This window comes from Yersinia enterocolitica (assembly GCA_002082245.2).
GTDB classification, from domain to species: domain Bacteria; phylum Pseudomonadota; class Gammaproteobacteria; order Enterobacterales; family Enterobacteriaceae; genus Yersinia; species Yersinia enterocolitica_E.
The window spans coordinates 3,424,560-3,437,177 of the sequence record NBTC02000002.1 but is presented as its reverse complement, the minus strand read 5'-3'; the positions used below and the strand labels follow the sequence as shown (position 1 = coordinate 3,437,177).

Below are 12,618 nucleotides of genomic sequence, written 5' to 3'. Positions count from 1 at the left end.
TTCCTTATAAATAAGAGGGAGACATCATTAGGTAGTACATCCGATATTCGCTCTACCCACAGTACAAATTGCAACCTGTGTGCCAACTAGATAATCAATTGATTTTTAATAATTAATTAAAATCTAAGGGGTTTAAAAACACCTAGGATGGACGATACTGTCCAAGTGAGAGACGGTGATTGGTCGAAAACGTCCATGCCCCAGAATGCCGCTTCACTCCGGCTTATCCAGTTCAGCCAGCAACTGAATTGCCCGGCTGACAAAAGGTGGAACATGGTGAGAGTCGATGCTTTTCAGAATGGAAGACAGCAAGGCAACCGCTTCAGCTTTTCGTCGCGATTGCCCTAACAAACGAGCCAGTTCACTGGTAGCAATAATTTGTGCGGGAATAATACCCAACGTTTGCGCACTCGCGATGGCGCAGCGAAAGCCTTGTTCAGCGCCAACAATGTCATTCAATGCCAGTCTGGCACGGGCTTTGACGACCATCAACTCACTAAGATAGGCGCGTTCTTGATACTTAAATGCCAAGTCCAATGCCTGTGACATCAGTACATCACATTGTTGCGGCTCACCTGATTGCAGCAATAACTCGCCACGTTTCCATGCCTGGAAGGAGTGAAAAAGCTTTCCTCCTTGGCACAACAGATGGCTATCATAACCCTCAATCATATGCTGTTCAGCCTGAACATAGTCATGCTGCATGAGCAAATAACACCCCTTCAGTACCTTCCCTAACCCCTGATAAAAAGTAAATCCATATTGCTGCGCCTGCACTGCTAATTCGTGGGTCAAGCGACCTAAACTGTCACGGTCTTCGAACAAGCAAGCAAGCCACGCCGCGCCCCGTAAGGAGATAACCCGATGAAAAGCAATAATGTCTTCCCCCATAGCACGTGAGGCCAGTTTTTGGGCTACCTCTCTGGATTTTTTAAATTCACCTAGTTGAAATAAAGCCAGCCCTTTCAGGGTCAGTGCCATGCCAACCAAATCCAATCCTTGTTGATCAGCATACTCGCAAGGGGTAGTCAGTAACTTACTGCGAGCTAAACATGTTAAGACTTCTTGATTATCCCCCAACCAAAATAGGGTACTGGCAAGAGCGATATGTGCTTCACTCCATATTGACGCGGTTTTTTCAGTCAGGCCCCATTGCAGTAACTCCTGAGCCAGAGTGCGGACATGCGGTAAATCAAGGGTCACCAACTGGGCCGACCAACGCCAAAAGAGTAATCCTGCCAGCTCAGACTCATCACCTGCTTTTTTACCTAGCGCGATGGCATCATTATGATATTTAAGCGCATCATGGCTTAACCAACCATAAAGTATTTGATAGCTGATACTGAGTTGGCGATAGAGCTTGTAATGAAGCTGTCGAACCTCTTCATCCAAGGTGATTCCCAGCAGTAGTTGTAACCCTTTCTGTAAATCAACGATGGCTTCATGGTAGGCGGAGCAATTCATTAACCGCATACCTTCCTGCAAGTGTTGTAATGCTATTGGCCGTTTATCCATCCGGCCATGAATTCGCCGTTCCACTGACTTACGACTAATCCCTAATAGTTGTGCCGCTGCTGTTTTATTACCGGTAGTACGCTGCAACGCTCGGTCTATCAATAACTGCTCCACCGCAACGAGCTTATCAGCCCCCGGCAATGCCAGCATGGCATCAGCAAGCAGGTCAGATGACACTTTCACTTCGAGTTGTGAGGTTGGCATAAAGGTATCCAACACCTCACGCGTAATTAAATGGCTATCAGATAATGCCGCAAGCCTGTCGACCAGATTGCGCAACTCCCGCACATTACCCGGCCAAGGATACTGCTGTAAGTAAGACATAGCCTGGGAATTGAAAACTAACGGGTGAGTTTGTAACCCTGAGAAATAGTCAATTAATGCGGGGATATCCTCCCTTCGCTGGCTGAGAGCAGGAATATCCAGAGTAATGACACCTAAGCGGTAATAAAGGTCTTCCCTAAAAACACCACTTTTTACCTGAGCAAGTAAATTTCGGTGAGTGGCAGCGACCACTCGCCCATTAAAGTGGCGAATGTCGCTGCTGCCGATAGGCCGGAAAGTACGAGTTTCCAATGCACGCAATAACTTAGGCTGTACTGACAAAGGCATTTCACCTATTTCATCTAAAAACAGCGTGCCATTACCGACCATTTCCAGATGACCACGCCGATCGCCAGAGGCACCAGTAAACGCACCTTTGACATGACCAAATAGCTCAGCTTCAACCAAATGCTCAGGGATTGCGCCACAGTTGAGATCAATAAATGGAGCTGAAGGATTTTTGCTACGTTGGTGTATCAGTTGGGCAATAACTTCTTTTCCACACCCAGTAGGGCCACAAATCAGTAAAGTTTGTTGTGATGGCGCAACCCGGTCAACTAAACGTAAAAGTTGCTTAAATGCTGCGGATGAACCAATAACATTAATTGATGTTTTCTCATTACATACCATCATAACTCCCTCCTTGACACCAAGGATGGGGAATCAAAATCGAACCATCTGGAGGTGATTGCTGTGATTCAAAAAGAAATAAGACAAGTATCTACGCATGATTTTATTTAATTATATCAATCATATTTAGTATATTGGTCAGTGGGTAACACTGAGAAAATTACTTTTTGATTCGCCTCCAAAAAATGATCAATCAGAAACATGAATATATAACTGTAAGTTATCTATTGAATATTGCACATACCACAGCAAAGAATTCGATAAATTAGTGCGAGGGGTCACAGGAAAAGAATGTATAGATAGAAAGCGGGAGGATAAAAGAAAGTTATAAATGTACACCCGCTCATCTGTTATCAGTAAAGCGGGCATAGCGGAGGGCGTGAATTAACTCACGGCATCCTCTCCAGCAGCAACTGGCAACACCATGTAAGTTCCTGAAAAAACAGCACCAGCATCTTCATCACCGAATAGATTCACGTCTAACTGCACTCTGGCACGACGGCCACGGGCCAATCTATCCAGATCACCACTCAGGGAGCTTAGCTCAGCCACTGCCCGGGGCCGACCAGTAACCGGCGCACTGTAACGAATGTGGGCATCAGCGAGAATAATCGTGCCGCCCAAATGGCGCTCACGCAATAATAGCCAAATCAAGCCCCAGCCCGTCAGGGTCGCCAACGAAAAAAGGCTACCAGCAAATAAGGTATGGTGAGGATTTTGATTACCCGCCTCTGGCATGGTAGTGACAAAACGCTGGCCGGTATATTGGCTGATGCGCACCCCCATTTTTTCACTAAGCGGAATATGGTCGTACCAGGCTTGCTGCAACTGACCGCACCAATCAGGGCGATGCAGAATATCGTCCATGGTCACAACCGGTTTTATCATTAAAAAGTGGCGCACAGGTGTGGTTTGCGGGGCGGTTATTTCCCCCTGGCTGACAAAGCCCAGCTTGGCGAAGAAATCTACCGCATCTTCACGCGCGCTACACACAACTCGCTTCACCCCCTCCTGCCGCGCAACTGACTCTAAGGTCATTGCCACCAGCGTTCCCAAACCTTTGGCGCGCACTGATGGGTCAACGGCCAAAAAACGAATCGCAGCCTCATTATCTGCATTGATATATAACCGCCCAATAGCGACAGGTTTACCCTGCTCATCCACCACCATTTGATGATGGGCCATCGCATCATAAGCATCTTTCTCTGAGCCAACCGGTTGGTGCAACGGCTTGCGTAACATTTCCCAGCGGAATTGATAATAATCTTTGAGTTCTTGTTCTGTTATGGGCACACGCAAGTGATACATAGAAGCATTCTCTCTTTAAAATTATCAATAAAATAACCCTCAGTTTTGGGCACTATTCTGCCTCTAGACCTGTAACCAGAAAGTCACTGGGCCATCGTTTACCAAACTGACTTTCATATCTGCGGCAAATAATCCCGTTTCCGTTTTTACACCACGCTCACGACACTGGGCAACAAAATACTGATAAAGCCGATCAGCTTCTGCCGGAACTGCACCACGGGAAAAGCTTGGTCTCATGCCTTTTTGCGTATCTGCCACTAGTGTAAATTGCGAGACGACTAGCACACTGCCACCAGCTTGCAGGACGTTGAGATTCATTTTATCGTTCTCATCGCCAAAAATCCGGTACCCCAAAACCTTTTCACATAGACGCTGTGCTTTTTGCTCGGTGTCCTCTTGTTCGACCCCCAGCAATATCAATAATCCAGGCCCAATCTCACCGACAATATTCCCATCTACGACAACACTGGCGCTAAGCGCCCGTTGAATCAACGCAATCATAATGCCTTACATCTCCTGACTCTGGTTTTCCTCAATGACCACTTTAGACCGCTGTGCTCGATACTCACCCAAGGTCACGGTGATTTCTGCCCCCAGTAACACGATGCACCAACTCCAGTAAACCCAAAGGAATAAGATGGGGATAACCGCCAGCACCCCGTAAATCAACTGATAAGACGGAAACAGCGTGATATACATCGTGAATCCTTTCTTACCCAATTCGAAGAGCAATGCAGCCACCAGCGCACCAATAAGTGCATCCCGGGCAGGCACCCGTACTGTCGGAACCACACTGTACAATAACCAAAAAGAAACCCAGGAAATCAAGAGAGGAAATAGCCGTAATGTCTCATCAATCATGCTGTCTACCTGGGCATTTGCCAGCCATTGCAATGAAAGCAGGTATGAGCTGATCACCATACTGGCCCCGACGAGAATTGGCCCTAATGTCAGTACCATCCAATAAACGGCAAATGAAAACACCAGTGACCGGTGAACCTTACTGCGCCAGATAATGTTAAGCACACTGTCGACGGAGTAAATCAGCAGCAGTGCTGTCACAATCAAGCCGCAGGTGCCCACCACCGTCATACGATTTGAGTTGGCAACAAACTGCTCAAGGTAGTTTTGGATAATATCGCCAGTGGCAGGCATAAAATTGGCAAATATGAAGGCTTTCAATTTTATGCTGATATCAGCAAACATGGGAAAAGCCGCGAACAGAGCAAAAATCACAGTGACCAATGGCACTAGAGAAAGTAATGACACATACGCCAGATGCCCAGCCAGCATGGTTAACCCATCTTTATCTATTCGGGTGTAAAGCATTCGCCCGAACGTAATGTAGGGTTTTAAAGATGCAGATAAGCGAAAACGCAGAAAACTCGCCATGTTTATCTCTCAGTCAATACCGGTGTTTAGGCTCGGTTATGGGTTAGCGTGATATTTAAGGCTAACCCATTAACGTCTGGAGTAAGAACTTATCAGGGAAAATAAGCAGGAATAACCTTTCGGTCTATGACATGAATTGCGGTGATACCTACAATTCTGGCTGCAACAACATTTGCTTCAACATCATCAAAGAATACCGCCTGCTCCGCCGGGATGTTTTCCGCACTCAGCACATGCTGATAAATTCTCGCTTCCGGCTTGCGCATGCCCAAATCCTGGGACAGATACATATGGTCAGCGGCAGCCACCACTTCAGGGTAATGTTGGGGCCAGTGATTACAATGCAGCCGGTTAGTATTGGATAACACCACCACCCGATGCCCTTCCTGACGCAACTTTTGCATAATGGCGATCACTTCCGGGCGCAAAGCGACAAATACCGCCTGCCAGCCTTCGGCAAACTGTTCAAAACTTAGAGATAGCCCCATCTCATCACTGAGCTGGTGAGCAAACTCTTCATCGCTAATTTCACCGCGCTCATGCTGCTGGAAGACCTCGCCCATGGTAAACCGCTCACTCAACGTCGCCAGCGGGACACTGCTTAATTTGCTCCAAACGCCCAATACGCGTTTGAAGTCGATATCGACAATCACATTACCTAGATCAAAGATATACAGCATGGCGCTCTCCCAATTAGATGGTGAGTTTCACTGTAACGGGAAAAGGGAAAACTGAACAGAGAGAGGAAGAAAAAGGAGGGGTCAGTCAGGAAAAATAATATTTTTATAACAATGGCAAAAAAATAGGATGTATCCTCAAAAACCTTGGAGTTGCAACAAGGCAGCAAGTGAACTTATCCCGATGAGCTTACTCAGGTAAGTGATTCGGGTTAGTAAGCGAAGCTAACACAGTTGCAGCTTCAAGGGTGCGGCGAATAGAACTCAGGGCGCAGCTAGCGCCCTAAGTATCAGCAGTACCAAGAAGAATTAACCTTCTTTAGGACCACGACCTGCACGCTTACGATCGTTTTCCGTCAAGTGACGCTTACGGATACGAATTGATTGCGGGGTAACTTCTACCAATTCATCGTCATCGATGAATTCCAGTGCCTGTTCAAGAGTTTTCTTCAAGAAAGGAACCAGAGTGGTTGCTTCGTCAGTACCGGATGCACGCATGTTGGTCAGTTGCTTACCGGTCAGGCAGTTTACAGTCAGGTCGTTAGAACGTGAGTGAATACCGATGATCTGGCCTTCATACACTTCAGTCGCGTGACCAATAAACAGCTTGCCGCGGTCTTGCAGTTTGTACAGTGCGAATGCCACAGCTTTACCCTGACCGTTAGAGATCAGTACGCCGTTTTGACGTTGGCCGATCTCGCCTGGACGCACATCATCGTAGTGACTGAATGTGGAGTACAGCAGACCAGTACCAGAAGTCATAGTCATGAATTCAGTACGGAAGCCAATCAGGCCACGGCTTGGGATCATATAATCCAGACGAATACGACCTTTGCCGTCTGGAACCATGTCCTTCACGTCACCCTTACGCTCACCCATGGCTTGCATTACTGCGCCCTGGTGCTGTTCTTCGATATCCAGAGTTACGCTTTCAAATGGTTCTTGATTACGGCCGTCGATAACACGGTTGATAACTTTAGGACGGGAAACAGCCAGCTCGAAACCTTCGCGGCGCATGTTTTCGATCAGAACCGACAGGTGAAGTTCACCACGGCCTGATACGCGGAATGCGTCAGCATCTTCAGTTTCTTCAACACGCAGTGCTACGTTATGAATCAGCTCTTTGTTCAAACGGTCAAGGATCTGACGTGAAGTCACGTACTTGCCTTCTTTACCACAGAACGGAGAGGTGTTAACGCAGAAATACATAGTAACAGTTGGTTCATCAACAGACAGTGCTGGCAATGCTTCAACAGCATTCACATCACAGATAGTGTCAGAGATGTTCAACTCGCCCAAACCGGTGATAGCAACGATATCACCAGCTTCAGCCATAGTTGCTTCGATACGTTCCAGACCCATATGGCCCAGTACTTTAGCGATTTTACCGTTGCGGGTCTTACCTTCGCTATCGATAACAGTAACTTGCTGGTTAGGCTTAACAACACCACGTTTGATACGGCCGATGCCGATAACACCTACGTAGTTGTTGTAGTCCAACTGGGAGATTTGCATCTGCAATGGACCAGTGCTGTCTACGTCTGGTGCAGGCACATGGTCGATGATTGCCTGATACAGCGGAGTCATGTCTGCCGACATATCATTGTGGTCTTCGCCCGCAATACCCATCAATGCTGATGCGTAAATGATAGGGAAGTCCAGTTGTTCGTCAGTGGCATCCAGGTTTACGAACAGGTCGAACACCTGATCGACAACCCAATCTGGACGCGCGCCAGGACGGTCAACTTTGTTGATAACCACGATTGGTTTCAGACCATGAGCAAAGGCTTTCTTGGTCACGAAACGGGTCTGCGGCATCGGGCCATCCATTGCATCGACGACCAGCAGCACAGAGTCAACCATAGACATTACACGCTCAACCTCACCACCGAAATCGGCGTGTCCTGGGGTATCCACGATGTTGATGCGGTAGTCTTTCCAGTTAATGGCGGTATTTTTCGCGAGGATGGTTATCCCACGCTCTTTCTCCAAATCGTTGGAGTCCATTACACGTTCAGTTGCTTCAGCACGTTCACCGAACGTACCAGATTGTTGTAGCAACTTATCAACCAGGGTAGTTTTCCCATGGTCAACGTGCGCAATAATGGCGATGTTACGCAGATTCTCGATCACAGCTTTTTTGCCTCAGGCATTTAGAAATAGCGCGCTATTGTACACGTATTAAGCGAGGGACTAAACAAGATCACAAACTTCTCTTATAAACAACCTGACGGCGGTTAGTTTGTGATCCCTTTCACGGTGCAAAAATAGCCTCTCGGCCCACCTTTGCACCAATACAGTGCCCAACGACGCAAATGAAGCACCAAAATAGTGCAATATAACTATCCTGGTGCATACTGAATATCAGCAGACCCCTATGATATGGCATAAACGGGGCGTTTGGAAAGTTGGCATAGATTTCGCAACAGACTTTATGACGCAGTTTAGCATGAATAACGGTCATGAAAAATCAGCATGAGCGTTAGCCTGAATAAAAAGATAACTGAACACCCAAACGATAATCGTTCCACGACGACTATGACAAATCCAGGAGATATAAGTATGTCCGCTGAACATGTTTTGACGATGCTGAATGAGCACGAAGTGAAATTTGTTGATTTGCGCTTCACCGATACCAAAGGGAAAGAGCAGCACATCACTATTCCGGCTCATCAGGTCAACGCTGACTTCTTCGAAGAAGGCAAAATGTTTGATGGCTCCTCGATTGGTGGCTGGAAAGGCATTAACGAATCCGACATGGTACTGATGCCAGACGCCAGCACCGCTGTTATGGATCCGTTCTTCGAAGATTCCACACTGATTATCCGTTGTGACATTCTTGAGCCAGGTACCCTGCAAGGCTATGATCGCGACCCACGTTCAATCTCAAAACGCGCAGAAGAATTCCTGAAATCTTCAGGTATTGCAGATACCGTGCTGTTTGGGCCAGAACCAGAATTCTTCCTGTTTGACGATGTTCGTTTTGGTAGCAGCATCCGTGGCTCTCATGTCGCTATCGATGACATCGAAGGCGCATGGAACTCCAGCACCAAATACGAAGGCGGCAACAAAGGCCACCGTCCGGCAGTGAAAGGCGGTTACTTCCCAGTTCCTCCGGTTGATTCTTCACAGGACCTGCGTTCTACCATGTGTCTGACCATGGAAGAAATGGGCCTGGTAGTAGAAGCGCATCACCATGAAGTGGCTACCGCAGGTCAGAACGAAGTGGCTACTCGCTTCAATACCATGACCAAGAAAGCCGATGAAATTCAGATCTACAAATATGTGGTGCACAACGTGGCACACGCATTCGGCAAAACTGCGACCTTTATGCCAAAACCAATGTTTGGTGATAATGGTTCAGGCATGCACTGCCATATGTCGTTGTCCAAGAACGGTACTAACCTGTTCGCCGGTGACAAATATGCTGGCCTGTCTGAAATGGCGCTGTTCTACATCGGCGGTATCATCAAGCACGCAAAAGCAATTAACGCCTTGGCTAACCCAACGACTAACTCCTACAAGCGTTTGGTCCCAGGCTACGAAGCTCCGGTCATGTTGGCATACTCTGCCCGTAACCGTTCAGCTTCTATCCGTATTCCAGTGGTTGCCAGCCCGAAAGCGCGTCGTATTGAAGCACGCTTCCCGGATCCAGCCGCTAACCCATACTTGTGCTTCGCAGCACTGCTGATGGCTGGCCTTGATGGCATCATCAACAAAATTCACCCAGGTGATGCGATGGACAAAAACCTGTATGACTTGCCACCGGAAGAAGAAGCAGAAATTCCAAAAGTTGCAGGTTCACTGGACGAAGCTATGGCTGCACTGAACGAAGACCGCGAGTTCCTGACCCGTGGTGGCGTGTTCACTGACGACGCTATCGATGCTTATATCGAACTGCGTAAAGAAGAAATGGACCGCGTTCGTATGACTCCGCACCCAGTTGAGTTCGAACTGTATTACAGCGTTTAATTTTAGTTTACCCAATAGATTTCAAGGTGTAGGAAGGCGGCAAGCGAGAGAATCCCGATGAGCTTACACCAGTAAGTGATTCGGGTGAGTGAGAGCAGCCAACACACCTACAACTTGAAAGATGAAGGGTTGTTGCCGTGGAAACTTTTGGCCCATCTTCGGATGGGCTTTTTTCTCCACTTTTCGTTTTCGTCATATTTCCTCTGGCTCAGTCACGACTGAACCGATTAGGATGTATTCACCAAAAGAGTGCAGGAGTCTGCGTAATGGCAACAGGCACGCTGCCCGATGCTGGGCAGATCCTTAATTCTCTCATTAATAGTATTCTGCTATTAGATGATGATTTGGCTATCCATTATGCCAATCCCGCTGCGCAGCAACTTCTGGCGCAAAGCTCTCGTAAACTTTTTGGTACACCCCTGCCCGATTTATTAGGCTATTTTTCTCTTAACATCGACCTGATGCGGGAAAGTCTGATCGCCGGTCAAGGTTTTACCGATAACGAGGTGACCGTAGTTGTTGATGGCCGCGCGCATATTTTGTCGCTGACAGCACAATCACTGCCAGAAGGTTTTATATTGCTGGAAATGGCGCCGATGGATAATCAGCGTCGGTTAAGCCAAGAACAATTACAACATGCACAGCAAGTCGCAGCCCGTGATCTGGTTCGTGGGCTGGCTCATGAGATTAAGAACCCGTTAGGTGGCTTACGGGGGGCAGCACAATTATTGTCTAAAGCATTGCCTGATCCGGCATTGTTGGAATATACCAAAGTGATCATTGAGCAGGCAGACCGCTTGCGTAACTTAGTTGATCGCTTATTAGGCCCACAACGGCCCGGTCAACACATCACACAAAGTATCCATCAGGTTGCTGAACGGGTTTGTCAGTTAGTCTCGCTGGAAAAACCAGATAATGTGACGTTAATCCGTGACTATGACCCAAGCTTGCCTGAACTGGCCCATGATCCAGACCAAATTGAACAAGTGTTGCTGAATATCACTCGCAATGCATTACAGGCTTTGGGGGGAGCTGGCGGCACTATTACGCTGCGCACCCGTACTGCGTTTCAGATAACACTGCATGGTATGCGCTATCGTTTGAGCGCTCGCATTGATATTGAAGATGACGGTCCGGGCGTTCCAACGCAATTACAAGATACCGTGTTCTATCCGATGGTAAGTGGTCGCGAGGGGGGAACTGGCCTTGGCTTGTCTATCGCCCGTAATCTTATCGATCAACATTCGGGTAAAATTGAATTCAACAGTTGGCCGGGACATACCGAATTCTCGGTTTACCTGCCTATTCGCCAGTGAGGTTTCTATGCAACGAGGGATAGTCTGGATCGTCGATGACGATAGCTCCATCCGCTGGGTGCTTGAACGTGCACTGACTGGAGCAGGTCTGAACTGTGCAACCTTCGATACCGGTAACCAGGTGTTGGATGCACTCGCGACACAAACCCCGGATGTGTTGTTATCGGATATTCGCATGCCTGGCATGGACGGATTAGCCCTGCTGAAACAGATTAAGCAGCGCCACCCGATGCTCCCGGTCATCATAATGACGGCACATTCTGATTTAGATGCTGCGGTCAGTGCCTATCAGCAAGGGGCTTTTGATTACCTGCCTAAACCTTTTGATATTGATGAAGCCGTAGCTCTGGTTGAGCGGGCTATCAGCCATTATCAGGAGCAGCAGCAACCGGCACGCAGCCAACCAGCCAGCGGCCCAACCGCTGATATCATTGGCGAAGCACCGGCGATGCAAGACGTTTTCCGTATCATCGGCCGCTTATCTCGTTCTTCTATTAGTGTGCTGATTAACGGTGAGTCGGGTACCGGTAAAGAGTTAGTGGCCCATGCGTTACATCGCCACAGCCCACGGGCTAAAGCGCCGTTTATCGCGCTGAATATGGCGGCGATCCCGAAAGATTTAATTGAATCTGAATTATTCGGCCACGAGAAAGGTGCCTTTACCGGCGCGAATCAAGTGCGCCAAGGTCGTTTTGAACAAGCCGATGGCGGCACACTGTTTTTAGATGAAATCGGTGATATGCCATTGGATGTACAGACCCGCCTGCTACGCGTGCTGGCTGATGGTCAGTTTTATCGCGTCGGGGGTTACGCACCGGTCAAAGTAGATGTTCGTATTATTGCCGCTACCCACCAAAATCTGGAGCTGCGTGTTCAGGAAGGTAAATTCCGTGAGGATTTATTCCATCGTCTGAATGTGATTCGGGTACATCTGCCACCGCTGCGTGAACGTCGTGAAGACATTCCGCGTTTGGCTCGTTACTTCTTGCAAGTGGCGGCTAAAGAGTTAGGTGTGGAAGCCAAAAATCTGCACCCTGAGACCGAAGTGGCGCTAACCCGTCTGCCTTGGCAGGGTAACGTGCGCCAACTGGAAAACACCTGTCGCTGGCTGACGGTGATGGCTGCCGGGCAGGAAGTACTGACTCAGGATTTACCTTCTGAATTGTTTGAAACCAGCACGCCAGATGCTTCAGGTCAGCGGACACCGGACAACTGGGCAACCCTATTGGCACAATGGGCTGAACGCGCCCTACGTTCTGGTCATCAGGATCTGTTATCTGAGGCACAGCCGGAAATGGAGCGCACGCTGTTAACCACGGCATTACGCCATACTCAAGGTCATAAGCAAGAAGCGGCACGTCTGCTGGGTTGGGGCCGCAACACCTTAACGCGGAAGTTAAAAGAGCTGGGAATGGAGTAGTTGGGAGAAACAGAGTAATTCCTGCCTAAATTCCCCCTCAAGGTAATGTTGACCATTGAGGGGG

The 12,618-nt window shown here is 48.2% G+C and carries 10 protein-coding genes and 1 pseudogene; 3 read left to right on the top strand and 8 right to left on the bottom strand.

The genetic code is table 11. The features are described from left to right. Positions 1-213: 213 nt before the first annotated feature. From A6J66_017160 to A6J66_017135, 6 genes are all read right to left on the bottom strand, one after another. A complete protein-coding gene (locus A6J66_017160) occupies positions 214-2,472 on the bottom strand; it encodes a sigma-54-dependent Fis family transcriptional regulator (protein ID PNM25753.1) in 2,259 nt (752 codons plus the stop codon). Positions 2,473-2,853: 381 nt separating this feature from the next. Next, positions 2,854-3,777, bottom strand: a complete 924-nt coding sequence (locus A6J66_017155; GenBank protein ID PNM25752.1) for a GNAT family N-acetyltransferase — start codon at positions 3,775-3,777, stop codon at positions 2,854-2,856. 63 nt (positions 3,778-3,840) lie between these two features. After that, the gene (gene dtd, locus A6J66_017150) at positions 3,841-4,278 is read right to left on the bottom strand and encodes a D-tyrosyl-tRNA(Tyr) deacylase (protein ID PNM25751.1); all 438 of its coding nucleotides are present in this window, start codon (positions 4,276-4,278) and stop codon (positions 3,841-3,843) included. 6 nt (positions 4,279-4,284) lie between these two features. Next, positions 4,285-5,169, bottom strand: a complete 885-nt coding sequence (locus A6J66_017145; GenBank protein PNM25750.1) for a YihY/virulence factor BrkB family protein — start codon at positions 5,167-5,169, stop codon at positions 4,285-4,287. A gap of 92 nt (positions 5,170-5,261) precedes the next feature. Next, positions 5,262-5,849 (bottom strand): glucose-1-phosphatase, encoded by a 588-nt coding sequence (locus A6J66_017140; protein ID PNM25749.1) that lies wholly within the window; start codon positions 5,847-5,849, stop codon positions 5,262-5,264. Positions 5,850-6,155: 306 nt separating this feature from the next. Then, a complete protein-coding gene (locus tag A6J66_017135) occupies positions 6,156-7,979 on the bottom strand; it encodes a translational GTPase TypA (GenBank protein PNM25748.1) in 1,824 nt (607 codons plus the stop codon). A gap of 429 nt (positions 7,980-8,408) precedes the next feature. Here A6J66_017135 and glnA point away from each other — a divergent pair, with 429 nt between their 5' ends. Continuing rightward, positions 8,409-9,818, top strand: a complete 1,410-nt coding sequence (gene glnA, locus A6J66_017130; GenBank protein ID PNM25747.1) for a glutamate--ammonia ligase — start codon at positions 8,409-8,411, stop codon at positions 9,816-9,818. A 7-nt stretch (positions 9,819-9,825) separates the two neighbouring features. On the opposite strand, the pseudogene A6J66_017125 reads toward glnA, so the two are convergent. Together A6J66_017125 and A6J66_017120 are read right to left on the bottom strand one after the other, a co-directional pair. Beyond that, positions 9,826-9,942 (bottom strand): annotated as a pseudogene (locus tag A6J66_017125) (23S rRNA (guanine(745)-N(1))-methyltransferase). Beyond that, on the bottom strand, positions 9,882-9,998 hold the full coding sequence (locus A6J66_017120; GenBank protein PNM25746.1) for an AAA family ATPase: 117 nt from the start codon (positions 9,996-9,998) through the stop codon (positions 9,882-9,884). Before A6J66_017120 ends, A6J66_017125 begins: the two are co-directional and overlap by 61 nt. A gap of 86 nt (positions 9,999-10,084) precedes the next feature. Here A6J66_017120 and A6J66_017115 point away from each other — a divergent pair, with 86 nt between their 5' ends. Next, positions 10,085-11,134 carry a nitrogen regulation protein NR(II) gene (locus A6J66_017115; protein ID PNM25745.1) on the top strand — a complete coding sequence of 350 codons (1,050 nt, stop codon included), beginning with the start codon at positions 10,085-10,087 and terminating at the stop codon, positions 11,132-11,134. Positions 11,135-11,141: 7 nt separating this feature from the next. Continuing rightward, positions 11,142-12,554, top strand: coding sequence for a nitrogen regulation protein NR(I) (locus A6J66_017110; GenBank protein ID PNM25744.1), 1,413 nt, complete (start codon positions 11,142-11,144; stop codon positions 12,552-12,554). The last annotated feature ends 64 nt before the right edge of the window (positions 12,555-12,618 follow it).